The sequence below is a fragment of the Methyloradius palustris genome (assembly GCF_019703875.1).
Taxonomy (GTDB): Bacteria; Pseudomonadota; Gammaproteobacteria; order Burkholderiales; family Methylophilaceae; genus Methyloradius; species Methyloradius palustris.
Genome location: NZ_AP024110.1, coordinates 212,606 through 227,226 on the forward strand (window position 1 = coordinate 212,606; position 14,621 = coordinate 227,226).

Consider the following 14,621-nt stretch of genomic DNA (forward strand, 5'->3'; position numbering starts at 1 on the left):
ACATTCTCATGAAAAACAGCAACCACGTCTCCGCTTCTGCGATGATTGTCCGCAATGTGCTATGGCTAGCCCATAGTCACTGCGGTTGCTGTTTGTCCTGATTTTTGCAACCGCGGGCTCCCCGCGGTGCTTCATTGATTTGCCGCATTGAGCCCGATTTTAAGGCTCTAAATATGGCGACTAAAACTCCCGAACAAAACACAAAAAATCATCAAGCGCGACATCTACTCATTGGCACGTTGATGGTGCTGGTCGCAGCCGTTGCGCTATCTTCGAAAGCGATTATCGTCAAGCTGGCCTATGTGTATCCAGTTGATGCGACCACGCTGATTGCTTTGCGTCTGGCTTTTTCTGCACCTTTCTTTGTTGCGCTGGCAGTGTGGGCAAGGCTTTCTGAATCGACTCCCGCTATCAGTAAACATGATGCTTGGGCGATTGTGATTTTGGGTGTGGTCGGTGGTTATGCGCCCATGTGGCTGGATTTTTCTGGCTTGGTCTATGTTACGGCTGGCTTGGAGCGCATTATCCTGTTTCTCTACCCGACCATGGTGGTCGTGATTTCTGCTGTGCTGTTCAAGCAGCGCATCGGTCGCCGTGAAATATTTGCACTGGTCGCAAGCTATATCGGCGTGGGTTTGGCCGTTGGCCATGACTTTACTTTGCTCAAGTCGGGCGTGGGAGATACCTTGCTGGGTGCTAGTCTGGTATTCGCGAGTTCGCTCGTCTATGCAGGCTATCTTGTGTATAGCGGCCGTATCATTCCGCGTATCGGGCCAGCTTCGTTCACCGCCTATAATATGCTCGCCGCGACCGTGGCCAGCGGTGTTCACTTTGCGCTTAGTCAGGATGTTAGTGTCTTGTTTCATCTTCCCGCACAAGTGTATTGGCTCAGTTTGCTCATGGCAGTAGTGGCAACGGTACTACCCGCGATTTTACTGAGTGTGGGCATACACCGTATCGGTAGCAGTAAGGCTTCATTGGTGAGTTCGGTGGGACCAGTTTCGACCATTCTGCTGGCTTATGTGTTTCTCGGCGAGGGCATTACCTGGTTACAAATAGCGGGTACCTTGCTGGTACTGATCGGGGTGCTGGCAATTACGGTGAATGCAAAGAAAGCAGTGGAGGTAGAAGCTGAGGTTATTTAGTATCTACCTGCGACCAGTCAAAATAAGGCCCTGGGTCAGTTTTTCGGCTTGGGGCAATGTCCGAATGACCAACGATGTCTTCAATCGGGTAGGCCTGTTTGATCGCAGTAACCAGTTTGTTGACTGCCACATATTGTGGACTTTCAAACGCCTCAAAATCGCTACCTTCTAGCTCAATGCCTATTGAAAAATCATTACAACGTTCTTGCCCTTGCCAGTTAGAGGCGCCTGCATGCCATGCGCGCTGAGTACAAGGAACAAACTGAATAACGCTGCCATCACGCCGAATGAAGAAGTGTGATGAAACCTTTAGTTGATGAATCTCGGCGTAATAGGGGTGGGCATCAGGGTCAAGCTGGTTGGTGAATAACTCGATTACGCCATTACTGCCATATTCATTGGGTGGCAGACTTATATTGTGGATCACGATAAGCTTAATATCATGGCCAGCAGGGCGCGCATCCTGATTGGGTGAGTGGATGAAACTGACATTACTAGCTAAGCCATCTTGGTCAATTTGCAGATTATTCATGCGTAAACTTGCCTACCATCATCAAAACTCCGCTAAAATTCGCCCATTCAAATATCAATCAGGCAGTGCTCATTATGGTGTTTCTCGAACTTTTTTTCATGCTGGTAGTGATTCTAATCGCTGCCGAAGTCTTTACCAATGCGCTTGAGCATTTAGGTGAAAAGCTCAAAATATCAGAAGGTGTCACGGGCTCGCTGTTTGCCGCAGTTGGCACTGCATTGCCGGAGACGTCTGTGCCGCTTTTGGCGCTGTTGGCTGGCACTAATAACGCACATACCAATGAGGAAATCGGCGTCGGGGCCATATTAGGTGCGCCCCTAATGTTGGCGACATTATCGATCTCGTTGCTAGCTTTTGCAGTGCTCAAGAAACGTGGCTTTAAAGGTACGTTTATCCCTGAAAACACTGGCCTGATTCGTGACCTCAATTTTTTCATCATCGCTTTCGTGTTTGCTGCGATTGCCTTGTTTATTCCGCATGAGATCAAAGCCGTGCGCTATGGCATAGGTTTTTGTATGGTCATGATCTATTTTATTTACATCATGCTTACCTTGCGTGCTTCAAGTGCGCTGGTAGAAGAAGGCCATGCGACCGAGGCAGAAAGCCCGATGTTTATTTGCCGTATCGGGCTACCGAACAACATGGCTGTCGTACTTTTGCAGCTATTTCTAGGCTTGGCTTTACTGATTGCAGGTGCTAAAGGCTTCATTTCTGGCATAGACGAAGCCGCGCAGATCATCGGTTTGTCAGCATTGGTATTGTCGCTATTGATTATTCCAATCGCGACCGAATTGCCTGAAAAAGTAAACAGCATACTTTGGATACGCAAAGGTAAAGATACGCTGGCTTTCGGCAATATTACTGGTGCGCTAGTGTTTCAAGGCACATTGTTACCAGCCATCGGCATCATGCTGACACCATGGGCACCTCGCCTTGAAGTGCTCTCTGGTGTAGTGATTACTTTGCTCGGTGTGATCTGGTTACGTGTGATGGCAGGGCGTGGACAATTGAAAGTTTGGCATGTTTGGGTGAATGGATTGCTGTACCTGACCTATCTGGCAATCGTTTTATCTTAAGTCTAGTATTTTGTCTTAATCTTGGTCTTTACTCAGGCCAAGCTTAGATAAACGGTAACGCAATGTCCTAAAACTCACGCCCAATAGTTTTGCGGCAGCCGTTTTATTTTGACCAGTTTTTTCCAGTGCGTTAATAATCGCCTGCTTTTCTATGGTTTCAAGATAATCGGGCAGGGCAATATCAGGCAGGCCATCTGGATTGGCCTCTAAGCCTGTGCTTTTTGATTTTTCTGGTTTGGGTAGAGATAGATCGCTCACACTGATTTTATTGTGGGTACAAAGCGTTAATGCACGTTCCAGAATGTTCTCAAGTTCACGCACATTCCCTGGGAATTTATACTGGCTCAGTGCTTGTAATGCTTGAGAGTCAAAGCTTGGAATGATTACATTTAGCGCTTTACAGCGTTTTTCCAGAAGATGGCTCGCAATCAAAGGGATGTCTTCAGCGATTTCAGTTAAGGCAGGCATTATCAGCTCAATCACATTGAGTCGATAATATAAATCTTGCCTGAATAAACCATTATCCATGGCTGCCTGCATATTTTGGCTAGTCGCCGTAATCAGTCGCACATCGATGGTGTCTTCATCACTGCTACCAAGTTTAGTGATTTTCTTGTCCTGTATCGCGCGTAACAATTTAACTTGCGTGACTAGCGGTATCTCCGTGACTTCATCGATAAATAGTGTGCCGCCGTTGGCTTCATGGAATAGCCCAGTTTTTTCTTGCTCAGACTCTTTCTTGCAGCCAAAAAGTAGCGCTTCTATGGCATCTGTATCAACAGCACTGCAATTAAGGCTGATAAATGGCGCATGTTCACGTGTGCTATTCATGTGTATGAGTTCAGCAGCGAGTGCCTTGCCAGTACCTACAGCACCCTTGATATGGACAGGGGCCTGGCTACGACTCAGTTTTTCTATGGTGGTGCGAATATGCTGGATTTTCGCTGAATTTCCCAGCAATGTGAGTTCGCTACTGTTGCTAGGTTCAGACTTGCTTAGGCGCAATGCCGCTTGCACCAGTGGCCGTAATTGCTGAAGCGAGATTGGTTTGGTCAGGTAATCAAATGCACCCGCTTTTAGTGCAGATACTGCATTGTCAGCACTGCCGTAAGCGGTAATGACGGCAACTGGTAGTCCAGCATAATGCTGGTTTATATGACGTACGAGATCAAGCCCATTGCCATCTGGTAGCCGCATATCGGTTAAACAGAGTGCATAGCTATTTCTCTTCAGCAGATATTTGGCATCGTCCAGATCACTCGCGCTATCAGCATGAATACCCATGCGTTGCAATGTGAGCACAATCAGCTCACGCAAGTCGGTTTCGTCGTCAACAACTAGGCAGCTGGGTTTAATGGTCATTTTTCAACTCTATACTGAACAGACTGCCAGGTGAAGAGGGCTGGTATTGGATAGATGCCGCATTAGCCTCACACAACTCGCGTGCGATATAAAGTCCCAAGCCTGTCCCTGTCGTTTCAGTGGTGAAAAATGGTTCAAAAAGATGGGCGATAGCTTCTTTTGAAACCCCAGGGCCATCATCAATAATTTCGAGCCGCATATTTTTTGTATATCTTTTTTTGTTAAGTGTTAATGAAAGACAGCTCTTGGTTTGTGAGCTATGCCGCCAGCCATTGCGGCATAGATTCCACAATATCTGGTGTAAATGTCGGCGGTCAAACAGGATGCTGGTGGAAATTCCATTCATCTCAAGTTTAAAATAATCAGGGGCTATTTTTTCAATCTGGCAAAACTGGTCATGAAACTCTTGCAGGAAATCATCAAGCTGAATGGTCTCCTGCCTTGTGCGGTCGCGGCGATTGAGTTCAAGAACATCGCTCACAATATGGTCAAGCCTGCGCACATTATCTGCGATGATCTCTAGCAGCCTTTTTGTGGCTGGGTCTTGCTGTTCTTCTTCCTGCATCAACTGGTTGGCATGACTGATGGCACTGAGCGGGTTGCGTATTTCATGCGCAATATTGGCAGTTAGCCGTCCGAGTGCAGCCAGTTTCAGTTGTTGTGCCTGTACTTCTATCTGGCTCCAGTCCTGAATAAAAATTACTGCACCTTCATGGCGGTCATCGCCAACTGGCATAAAACGTAATTTCAATTCACGGCCTGCGGTGCTGATTTTCATGGCATCTGGGTCAGTAATATCTTCCTTTTCCATCCATAATCGTAAGCGCTGATTAAGTTCAGGAGCACAGTCTTCCAGGCTATCTGCGAGCCAAGTATCAGCGTTGATACCGAGCAACTCTTTAGCGTGCTGGTTACGATGGCGTATCTTGAATCCCTGATCTACTACCAGAATACCATCTTCGATTTCTTGGGTGATGAGCTTATTAATCTGCGCCAAGTTCTCAAGATCTATGCCACGCTGCGAGGCCAGCGCCTCGCTCAGGTTGGCACGCTTTGCAAGGCTGTGGGCCAGCCATGCCGTGGCAAAACAGCTTAAACTCAGCATCACGGCATGTGAGTAGTCATCATAATGCTCAGTCCAACTGATCATCTGGTAACTTTGTTCCAGCAGCAGTGCAATCGTGGCGATAGAAGCATAAAACAACGCAAGACGCCCTTGGCTAATTAAGCTTGCAGCCGCGATGGCTACAATCAGTAGCAGCCCCAACCCGCTTTTAATGCCGCCTGAGGCAAACATCAGCACCACAATGAACAGGATGTCTGTCATTACATGCAGAGATAACTGCAGATTGAAATCAGGCCATTTGATAGTGGTCAGACCGATGGTGATGAAGCTGACGAACAAGTAGCCGTACGCAAATTCAAAGAAAAGCTTACGGTCGTAATTATCGAGCCAGAACGCTTCTGAAATCACTTGGTAAGCAACGATAAGCAGCAGAGCAATCAGCAGGCGGTAGATGTTGAAAAGCCCCATGGATCGCCAATAGGTAATCATCTGATTCGGGCTACGTTCAGGAATGGGATTATTAATACTGAGTGTCCATGACATCATGGTTTGCGGAGTTTGCTATGTTCTACACTGCAATAGTATTTGCCCTGCTCAGAAACGCTATCACTCGTAGGTGAATGTACTCCGCATTCTGAACATTGCACCATGCTTTCTGGTTTCACAGGTTTTTTTACTTCGCTATCCACATTACGTGAGTAGCTTTTCAGGATAGATATGACAATCCATACAGCCAAGGCAAGAAATAGAATTTTCAGCATGAATCTGGCAACCTGATTTTAAATAGTAATCTCTGATTGTAACTAAAACTGCATGGCTAAAGTGCTGGGGAGTAAAAAATCAAACCTGCTATACTCCTGTAAAATCAAAGTCATTCACTATGCACGACATTAAACTATTTGCGATATTGATCTCTCAACTCTGTTGTTTAGAGATTTCTCCAGAACACATCCAACCACGACATCAATACAATCACTAGTGCATGGCTACTGCAGAAGAACTTTCAGAATTTCTTGCCCAGGTTGAGCGTCGCGCATTCAAGCAGACAGCTTATGCGGTGCGGGATGATCATGTCGCGATGGATATTGTGCAAGACTCCATGCTCAAGCTCGCAGAGAAATATGCAAAACAGCCAGCAAGCGAATACCCCATGCTGTTTCAGCGTATTTTGCAGAATACGATGCGTGATTACTGGCGGCGGCAAAAAGTCCGTAATCTGTGGACTACGTTGCTTTCTTCTTTTAGTGGCGGTGAAGATGAAGGTGACGAGCGTGATCCGTTGGAAACATTGCAGTCTGACGACGAGCAGCATCAGCCACAAGCACAGTTGGAGAGCCGCCAAACCATCACACTAATAGAGCAAGCCATAAAAACATTACCCACACGTCAACGAGAAGCTTTTATGATGCGTTATTGGGAAGAGCTAGACGTGGCAGAAACAGCAAAAGCCATGGGCTGTTCACAAGGTAGCGTAAAAACGCACTGTTCACGCGCGGTGCATGCACTAGCCAAAATCATGGAGTCACAGGGGTTTAGCAAGCAAGAGCTTGGAAAGTTCGGGGGCGAGCGATGAATCAAGAACACGATACTGCAAAACAGATTATTCATCTGTTGAATGACAATCTGGCATCTATGGATGCTGCAACTGTTAACAAGCTAGCGCAAGCACGTCAGCGCGCGGTTTCAGCGCATGCTTTGTCTACGCAATCTTTAACAGACCTCCAACAAGGTGGTGTATTGCGTCTTTTTGGTAGCTACTTTCATCATCCAGCGTTTTCAGCCGCTCTGTTATGCTGTTTAGTGCTATTAACCGTGCTTACGGTGCAGCAATTTTCAGCGCCTTCTAATGAGCAGGATATAGAACAAAGTGATGGATTTTTGCTCGCATCTGATTTGCCACCGGAGGCTTATGTCGATAGAGGTTTTGATCAATGGTTAGAAAAAACCTCTTTTTAGCTTTTGCATTCTCAATTTGTTTTTTTTCTGGTTTTGCCCATGCAAAGGGCAATGTGACCAATGATCCAAGTTGGAATCGACTCACCGAAGATCAACGTAAAGTCTTGAGTCCGTTGTCGTCCGAGTGGGATACCTTGCGTCCATGGCAGCGCGAAAAAATGCTGGATATTGCGCACGATTACCCCAAGATGAATGCCGAACAGCAGGAACGCGTGCAGCGCAGGCTCAATAAATGGAGCCGCATGACGCCATATGAACGCGAAAATGCACGCAAAAAATATCAGGCAATGAAAGAATTGCCGCCCGAGAAAAAAGAAGCACTCAAGCAAAAATGGCACGAATATGAAAACCTGCCAGAAGAGCAACGTGACCAATTAAGGCAAAGCCATCAAGATGCCCATCCACCACAAAAGTCAGCCCAATAGCTTTAAGTCTTCAATTACGTTTGGCTGAGAAGATCAAGTTGAAACTAAAATCGTCACCAGGTTGGCTTAGAGTTATCGCAAGCATGTTTTATGATTCTTTACTGCTACTGGCGATTTTCTTTACGGTCACTTTTCCATTTATCCTGATTTTTGGTAATGCCACTCAAGCACCACAGCGTTACTATTTTCAGGTATATCTATGGCTAATCGCCGGAGCATATTTCATTTGGTGTTGGTATCGCGGTGGGCAATCACCCGCCATGAAGGTGTGGCGTATTAAAGTGGTCAATCAGCAGGGGTCGCCAATTAACTTGGCACAATCCGTTAGGCGCTACGTGCTGGCGAGTTTTGGATTGATTCTTTGTGGTGCAGGATTTCTCTGGGCATTTTTTGACCGTGAAGGTTTGTTCATGCATGACCGGTTGACTGGGTCACGTTTGATCCTGATTGAAAAGCCCGCTAGTAAGTAGTTTTGACAGCTTAACTAGCTGCGTTCAACCCAGAACAACATCATTAAGCCTGCTATCAGGTAAATCAAAGTAGGCACTACAGCGCTCAATAAGGCGGACCAGTCGTTCAAAAGGCCCAAGTGAACGAACACGCGGTTCAGCACTTGGTAGCTGATGCCTAGCATAATCCCCGAAAATATCTTGGCACTGGCCCCGCCACTACGCTGCTGTACAAAACCAAACGGCAAAGCTAGTACTACCATTACTAAACAGGCAATTGGATAGACCATCTTCGCCCAAAGCGCGACTTCGTGACGTGATGTTTTTTGCTTGTTTGCACTCAGGTGATGGATGTACGAATACAGATTCCATGCCGACATTTTTTCAGGCACCACCAATAATACATTCAGCAACTCAGGCCTGATTAGTGATTGCCAGCGCGCCTCTGGGAAAAAGTTAGAAACGACTTTTTCATGCTCAAAATTGATTTGCGACACTTCTTTCAGGCTCCACTGTTGGTCTTCAAAACGGCCACTTTTGGCGGTGCTAATGGTGCGCAGGTGAAACTCCGGGTCGAATTCATAGATATGGATATTAAGTAAGCTGGCGTCAGGTAATACATCTTCAACATTGACGAAACTGTTGCCGTCCTTTACCCAAAGACCTGATCTGAAATCCTGGGCAACTACGCTGTCTGTTGCCTGAATGCGTAATCGTTGTGCAGTTTTTTCGCTATATGGCGTGACTAGTTCACCAACAATAAACGTGACTAATGCAAAGATGAGGCCTATGCGTAGTAGCGAAAAAGTAAGAGATGCTAGTGAAATACCACTCACACGCAGAATGATGAGTTCAGAGTGGCGGGCAAGCTGGCTAAGCGCGTACATGGTGCCTACCAGCACTGCCACAGGCACTACTTCATACACGTGGCCGGGAATGCTCAGCAACACAAACAGCATTACCTTGCTGATTCCGTATGTGCCTTTCCCCACATTTTCCAACTCTTGGATGAGGTCAAAAAATGAGAACATTGCCAGCAATGCAATCATGATCAGCATGATGCTGGAGATGATCTCTTGCGATAAATAACGGTTAATCAGTTTCATGAGTGTTTAGGTTGATAAGCTGTCATGCTTTAGGCGCGCCAGCGCTTGGGTATAGTCAGCGACGGTATGATGGGTAGCATGAATAGGCGGCGATAAAACAGGTATACCGTCAGTAATAAAAACACTGCATGTACAGGCCATAACCCTACCGTAGGGTTTAATTTCCCCTGTGCAAGCCAGGCCTGCATAATGCTCAGCAGGTTGCTGTAAATAATATAAATCAATATGGCCATCATCAAGTTGGCAGACCTACCTGAACGTGGGTCAACAAAACTGAGAGGGATTGCCAATAACACCAGTAAGAAGGATGAAATGGGAATCGCCAGCCGCCATTGCAATTCGGCATTGTTCTCTGGAGTGCGGTTACTCAGCAACTCAAGGCTTTCTACGGCCTGCGGACTAATTGGCGTTTGTTGCACTTCAACAGGTTCTATGCGAATCGCATAACGCTCAAACTCAGTGGTAGTAAATTCTGCTGTGCTGGGTTTACCTTCATAGCGACGCCCACTTTGCATGACCAGAAAATTATCGCCATTGGCTTCGGTTTCTCTATGCCCCAAGTTAGCCACGACTATGCCTAGACGCTGGTGCTGCATGGTTTGCACGAAGATATTTTTGACTACATTGCCTAGCTGGTCAAAGCTTTCAATAAAGAATACGCGGTCAGCGGTGCCTGACTCCTTGAACACGCCTGGGCTAATAGAGGATAACTCGTCACGGCTTTTAAGTTCGTCTTTGAAGTCCTGGCTTTTATGCGTGGCCCAGGGCATGACAAACAGGCTCAGCACGGTAATCACGATAATTACTGGTAAGGAAAAAGTGAGTACTGGTTTTACCCAGGAAGAGATGCCGACACCAGAACTGAACCACACCACCATTTCGCTATCACGATGCCAACGTGTTAGGGTCAGTAATACCGCTAAAAATAGGGTCAATGAAAGCAGCATGGGCAGGAACTTCAAGAGGCTAAAGCCTAACAAAGTATTGATGGCATCACTCGCAAGGCTGCCTTTGGCAGCAATGCCGATGTAATAAGCAATGCGCTGTGCGATAACGATACCAACCAGTATCAGAAACGCACCGATTGCGGTGGTCATGAGCTCTTGTATGAGTGAGCGTTTAAAAAGCATAGAGATTTATCTGAAAATTTATTTCTTAAGTATCGTTGGTTAACAAGTTTGATTTAGCGTGAAAACTGGGGATAATCATGAACAGTCAAAATAACAAACTAGATAATCAATAAAATAATTGTATCAGGACGTTAATGCAGGTTTAGCCCAAAGGAATCAAGCAATGGAATTTAGCATAAAAAACGGTAATCCGGAAAAACAACGTAGCGATGCTATCGTGATTGGCGTGTTTGAGTCAGGCAAGCTCTCGGCTGCCGCAACTGCAGTTGATGAAGCTTCTGATGGATACATCAAGGCGATTGTTGCCACTGGCGATATGGAAGGCAAATTGGGCAGTACATTGTTGCTGCATAAAGTGCCGGGCACAGCTGCTAGCCGTGTTCTGCTGGTTGGCTTGGGTAAAGAAAAAGAGTTCAAAGAGCGTGAGTATCGTCAAGCCGTGCGAGCCTCAATCAAAGGCTTGGCAACCAGTGGCGGCAGCAATGTGACAACCTATATTGCCGAGCTTGCAGTGAAAAAACACGGTGCTGACTGGAGAGTCGCGCAACTGGTTGAAGTAGTACAAGATGCTCTATACAAGTTTGACCAAACCAAAGGTAAGGCTGACAAAGAGAGCAAGGCTAAAAATGCCAAAGCCATCAAAAAACTTGTCATCAATATACCCTTAGCTGATACAAAAAAAGCCGAACAAGGCCTTAAACAAGGATTAGCGCTTGCATCAGGCGTTAGCTTTACCAAGGATCTTGGCAATCTGGCTCCTAATTACTGCACGCCAACCTATCTTGCCGAGCAAGCCTTGGCGCTGGGTAAAGCCTACAAAATGCAAGTTGAGGTGTTGGATAGACCTGAGCTTGAAAAGCTCGGTATGGGCTCATTCCTGGGTGTTGCGCAAGGCAGCGTAGAGCCACCAAAGTTTATTGTATTGCAACATAACAAAGGCAAAAAAGGCCAAAAACCTGTAGTGCTGGTGGGCAAGGGTATTACTTTTGATACAGGTGGAATCTCACTCAAGCCAGGCGCTGATATGGATGAGATGAAATACGATATGTGCGGTGCCGCCAGTGTGTTGGGTACATTTAAAGCCATCGCTGAAATGGGCTTGCCACTGAATGTGGTTGGTCTTATCCCGACCTGTGAAAATATGCCAGACGCTGAAGCAATTAAGCCTGGTGACATACTTACCAGCATGTCTGGCCAAACGATTGAAGTGTTGAATACCGATGCTGAAGGCCGCCTGATTTTATGTGATGCGCTGACCTATGCAGAACGTTTTGATCCAGCCGCAGTAGTGGATATCGCCACACTGACTGGTGCATGCGTCATTGCCTTGGGCCACCATGCCAGCGGGCTTTTCAGCAACAAAGACGCGCTTGCTGCGGAGTTGCTGGAAGCCGGTGAACTCGCTCTGGACCGTGCATGGCACATGCCGATGTGGGATGATTACCAAAGCCAGCTGGATAGCAATTTTGCCGACATCGCCAATATTGGTGGGCGTGCTGGCGGTAGTATTACCGCCGCTTGCTTTCTTTCACGTTTTACCAAGAAATACGATTGGGCACATTTGGATATCGCAGGTACTGCCTGGAAATCAGGCAAGGAAAAAGGCGGTACAGGTCGCCCGGTGCCCTTGCTTACGAAGTTTCTGATAGGCCGTGCAGAAAAAGCGTAATGCATAAAATATTCAAAATGGAAGTAATTGGGCTATGACACGCATTGAATTCTTTTTTAATGTGGAGCATAAACTGCAGAAAGTCGCTGATTTCAGTGAAAAAGCGATAGCTAAAGGTAGGCGGCTCATGATCCTGAGCGAGAGTGCTGACTCTACTGCAGCGATTGAAAAATATCTCTGGACGTATTCAGCCTTGAGCTTCTTACCAAGTTGCAGGGCAGACCACCCACTGGCCACAGATACGCCAGTGATTATTGATCACCAGGTAGTGAATGACCCCAGCATTCAGTTGTTGCATGATGATGTATTGATTAACATGCAGTGCAGTCAGCCACCATTTTTTAGTCGCTTTCGCAGGCTGATTGAGATTGTTGGCATAGATGAAGAGGATAAGGCGCAAGCACGCTTACGCTTTAAGTTTTATCGCGATAGAGGTTATGAAATCAGAACATTTGACGCCAGTGGAGCCGCCCTTTGAGTAATCAGCCTACACAAGATAAAAACACGCTGGCGCAAGTGCTGGGCAAAATTAATGCACTATCGCAAAAGAAGACGGCTGCAGCCTTGCCCGTTGTGTCGCCTCTAGAGATAGAGAAGCCACAGGCAGCAATCCCTGTGCTTACTGAGGTATATTCAGGTGATATTGTGCATGGGTATCAGGCTGTTGAAGCTATTCCAGTGTTGTCCATCTATGAGTCTGATGCAGAAAGTTTGAGCCCGGAAGATTTCAGTTCCTTTAGCTCAAACAAAAAAATGCGCGAACAACTGATTAAAAAAATCATGGCAGAAATGCAGCCTATGATTGATTCGGCAGTTAAAGAAGCATTGATTCATGAGCTAGCAATCGCTGAAGTCAGGTTATTAAGCACGCTTGAAAAAGATTTGAATGCGCTATTGCGTTTGCGACTAGAGTCTCTCGTCAAGCCATAAAGCGGCTTGGCAACTAGTTTAGCCGCCTAAGCGCTATTCACCCAAGATCTTTTGATACGCCTCTGCATCTAATAAATCATTGATTTCGTTTGGGCTGCTTGGCGTTAGCTTGAATATCCAGGCTTCATAAGTGTTTTCGTTGATCAGCTCTGGCGTGCCTTGCAGTTCTTCGTTGATGGCGATCACTGCTCCACTAACAGGGGCATGCAAATCTGAGCCAGTTTTTACCGACTCTACTAGACCACAAGGTTTACCTGCACTCAATTCAGTGCCTACAGCAGGCGCTTCTACATAGACGATATCGCCTAACAAATCTTGTGCATAATCGGTGATGCCAGCTAGATAAGTGCCATCGTCTTGTGCCTTAACCCATAGGTGTTCGGCGGTATATTTTAGTTCAGCGGGTATTTTCATTGGGTTGCCAGTAATTGTTAAGTGCAAAGTCAAATTAAGGTAAACGATATTTTACATAAATCGTTGTGTTTATAATGTGTAGCTTGAAAGTGTGTCATTTTTAAGAATGTTTAAGACTTTGCCTAAAGTAATCAACGTATCTTAATGACAAATTGGAATATTTTGGATAGTATCTATTGGAAATAGTCGGGGAAGTTGATTGCTATGCTAAGAAATCTTGTTGGAAATATCATTGTTTTATCAACCATGTTGATACTGGCTTTACCTGCTAGTACCTTTGCAGCAGTGACTGCCACAGAAGCTGGCAGCAAGAAAGCCAGCAAACAAACCGCAGCCACTAAAAAAGTCGCCAAGAAAACCAGCAAGACTAATCTCGCAAGCAATACCCCAGCACAGCAAAAAACCAGGCAGTTAAAGTCTAATCAAAAACTGAGTTCTAGCCGCATTATTCGCACTATTCAGGCTGATCGTAAATATCAGGTGCAAAACGTTACCTACCACCCTGACTCTACTCATTCTGGCTTCAGCCGCGGTGGCATTGACCACAATAGCGTAGTGCGCGAAAGTGTGTTTGAAGATCAGCCTGGCAGCATGCCTAAGCTTGCTTCTTCCAAGGCTTTAATCGTCAATCAAGAAACCGGCGAGATTCTTTATGCCAAAAATATAGATCAGCAAACACCGATCGCATCAGTTACTAAACTGATGACGGCGATGGTGATGCTGGATGCCAATCTGCCGATGGATGAATATCTCACCATCAATGAGTCAGATATTGATTTATTAAAAGGCACAAGTTCACGTTTGCGCATGGGCACAGTGCTTAGCCGTGCCGAACTGTTGCAATTGGCCATCATGTCTTCTGAAAATCGTGCTGCCAGTGCGTTGGGGCGCAATTATCCAGGTGGTGTGAACGCGTTCGTCAATGCCATGAATGTGAAGGCGCACATGCTGGGCATGACACATTCACATTTTGCTGACCCGACAGGCCTGAATAGCGATAACTACTCAACGGCTGAAGATTTGGTGCGTATGGTGCGTGCTGCTTATCAATATCCGCAAATCAGGCAAGTGAGCACTACCGCCTCACAACAAGTTGCCATCAACGGTCTGCGTAATCCAATGAACTTCATGAATACCAATGTGCTGGTGCGCAATAGTGACTGGGTAATTGGCTTATCAAAAACTGGCTATATTTCGGAAGCGGGTCGTTGCTTGGTGATGCAGGCAGAGATAGGTGGTCAGCCTATGATTATTGTTCTGCTTGATTCAGAAGGTAAAAACTCAAGAATCGGCGATGCACAACGTATCCGTAAATGGATAGAGAGCAGCAGTGGGATGAAACCAAGATTCGGCTAATCGAT

Annotated in this window: 17 protein-coding genes; 10 read left to right on the forward strand and 7 right to left on the reverse strand. The window is 46.2% G+C overall.

Translation table 11 applies throughout. The features are described from left to right. The first annotated feature begins 173 nt into the window (after positions 1-173). On the forward strand, positions 174-1,145 hold the full coding sequence (locus ZMTM_RS01065; protein WP_221764512.1) for a DMT family transporter: 972 nt from the start codon (positions 174-176) through the stop codon (positions 1,143-1,145). On the opposite strand, the gene ampD is transcribed toward ZMTM_RS01065, so the two are convergent. Then, complete coding sequence (gene ampD, locus ZMTM_RS01070) at positions 1,138-1,677, reverse strand: 1,6-anhydro-N-acetylmuramyl-L-alanine amidase AmpD (RefSeq protein ID WP_221764513.1); 540 nt, start codon at positions 1,675-1,677, stop codon at positions 1,138-1,140. The genes ZMTM_RS01065 and ampD overlap by 8 nt on opposite strands. 74 nt (positions 1,678-1,751) lie before the next feature. Here ampD and ZMTM_RS01075 point away from each other — a divergent pair, with 74 nt between their 5' ends. Continuing rightward, entirely contained in the window at positions 1,752-2,753 is a 1,002-nt protein-coding gene (locus ZMTM_RS01075) for a sodium:calcium antiporter (RefSeq protein WP_221765522.1), read from the forward strand. Positions 2,754-2,768: 15 nt separating this feature from the next. Here ZMTM_RS01075 and ZMTM_RS01080 read toward each other — a convergent pair whose 3' ends face one another. From ZMTM_RS01080 to ZMTM_RS01090, 3 genes are read right to left on the reverse strand one after another with little or no spacing between them, the layout of a single operon-like run. Next, on the reverse strand, positions 2,769-4,115 hold the full coding sequence (locus tag ZMTM_RS01080; RefSeq protein ID WP_221764514.1) for a sigma-54-dependent transcriptional regulator: 1,347 nt from the start codon (positions 4,113-4,115) through the stop codon (positions 2,769-2,771). Continuing rightward, on the reverse strand, positions 4,105-5,727 hold the full coding sequence (locus tag ZMTM_RS01085; RefSeq protein WP_225907053.1) for a sensor histidine kinase: 1,623 nt from the start codon (positions 5,725-5,727) through the stop codon (positions 4,105-4,107). Before ZMTM_RS01085 ends, ZMTM_RS01080 begins: the two co-directional genes overlap by 11 nt. Then, entirely contained in the window at positions 5,724-5,942 is a 219-nt protein-coding gene (locus ZMTM_RS01090; RefSeq protein ID WP_221764515.1) for a PP0621 family protein, read from the reverse strand. Before ZMTM_RS01090 ends, ZMTM_RS01085 begins: the two co-directional genes overlap by 4 nt. Before the next feature lie 221 nt (positions 5,943-6,163). On the opposite strand from ZMTM_RS01090, the gene ZMTM_RS01095 reads away from it, so the two are divergent. The 4 genes from ZMTM_RS01095 to ZMTM_RS01110 are packed head-to-tail and all read left to right on the forward strand — an operon-like array spanning position 6,164 to position 8,032. Continuing rightward, complete coding sequence (locus ZMTM_RS01095) at positions 6,164-6,754, forward strand: RNA polymerase sigma factor (RefSeq protein ID WP_221764516.1); 591 nt, start codon at positions 6,164-6,166, stop codon at positions 6,752-6,754. Continuing rightward, positions 6,751-7,137: a DUF3619 family protein gene (locus ZMTM_RS01100; RefSeq protein ID WP_221764517.1), complete on the forward strand. Its 387-nt coding sequence runs from the start codon at positions 6,751-6,753 to the stop codon at positions 7,135-7,137. The genes ZMTM_RS01095 and ZMTM_RS01100 overlap by 4 nt, the downstream gene beginning before the upstream one ends. A 53-nt stretch (positions 7,138-7,190) precedes the next feature. Beyond that, a complete protein-coding gene (locus ZMTM_RS01105; RefSeq protein WP_404804678.1) occupies positions 7,191-7,562 on the forward strand; it encodes a DUF3106 domain-containing protein in 372 nt (123 codons plus the stop codon). Between the two features lie 38 nt (positions 7,563-7,600). After that, positions 7,601-8,032 carry an RDD family protein gene (locus tag ZMTM_RS01110; protein ID WP_221764519.1) on the forward strand — a complete coding sequence of 144 codons (432 nt, stop codon included), beginning with the start codon at positions 7,601-7,603 and terminating at the stop codon, positions 8,030-8,032. A gap of 14 nt (positions 8,033-8,046) precedes the next feature. Here ZMTM_RS01110 and lptG read toward each other — a convergent pair whose 3' ends face one another. After that, positions 8,047-9,117, reverse strand: coding sequence for an LPS export ABC transporter permease LptG (gene lptG, locus ZMTM_RS01115; RefSeq protein WP_221764520.1), 1,071 nt, complete (start codon positions 9,115-9,117; stop codon positions 8,047-8,049). A gap of 29 nt (positions 9,118-9,146) precedes the next feature. After that, positions 9,147-10,247 (reverse strand): LPS export ABC transporter permease LptF, encoded by a 1,101-nt coding sequence (gene lptF, locus ZMTM_RS01120; protein ID WP_221764521.1) that lies wholly within the window; start codon positions 10,245-10,247, stop codon positions 9,147-9,149. 163 nt (positions 10,248-10,410) lie between these two features. Here lptF and ZMTM_RS01125 point away from each other — a divergent pair, with 163 nt between their 5' ends. The 3 genes from ZMTM_RS01125 to ZMTM_RS01135 are packed head-to-tail and all read left to right on the forward strand — an operon-like array spanning position 10,411 to position 12,846. Next, positions 10,411-11,916, forward strand: a complete 1,506-nt coding sequence (locus tag ZMTM_RS01125; RefSeq protein ID WP_221764522.1) for a leucyl aminopeptidase — start codon at positions 10,411-10,413, stop codon at positions 11,914-11,916. A 34-nt stretch (positions 11,917-11,950) separates the two neighbouring features. Next, a complete protein-coding gene (locus tag ZMTM_RS01130) occupies positions 11,951-12,394 on the forward strand; it encodes a DNA polymerase III subunit chi (RefSeq protein ID WP_221764523.1) in 444 nt (147 codons plus the stop codon). Further along, positions 12,391-12,846, forward strand: a complete 456-nt coding sequence (locus ZMTM_RS01135) for a hypothetical protein (RefSeq protein ID WP_221764524.1) — start codon at positions 12,391-12,393, stop codon at positions 12,844-12,846. The genes ZMTM_RS01130 and ZMTM_RS01135 overlap by 4 nt, the downstream gene beginning before the upstream one ends. Before the next feature lie 33 nt (positions 12,847-12,879). Here ZMTM_RS01135 and gcvH read toward each other — a convergent pair whose 3' ends face one another. Next, positions 12,880-13,260, reverse strand: coding sequence for a glycine cleavage system protein GcvH (gene gcvH, locus ZMTM_RS01140; RefSeq protein ID WP_221764525.1), 381 nt, complete (start codon positions 13,258-13,260; stop codon positions 12,880-12,882). Between the two features lie 204 nt (positions 13,261-13,464). Here gcvH and pbpG point away from each other — a divergent pair, with 204 nt between their 5' ends. Continuing rightward, positions 13,465-14,616 (forward strand): D-alanyl-D-alanine endopeptidase, encoded by a 1,152-nt coding sequence (gene pbpG / locus ZMTM_RS01145; protein WP_225907054.1) that lies wholly within the window; start codon positions 13,465-13,467, stop codon positions 14,614-14,616. The last annotated feature ends 5 nt before the right edge of the window (positions 14,617-14,621 follow it).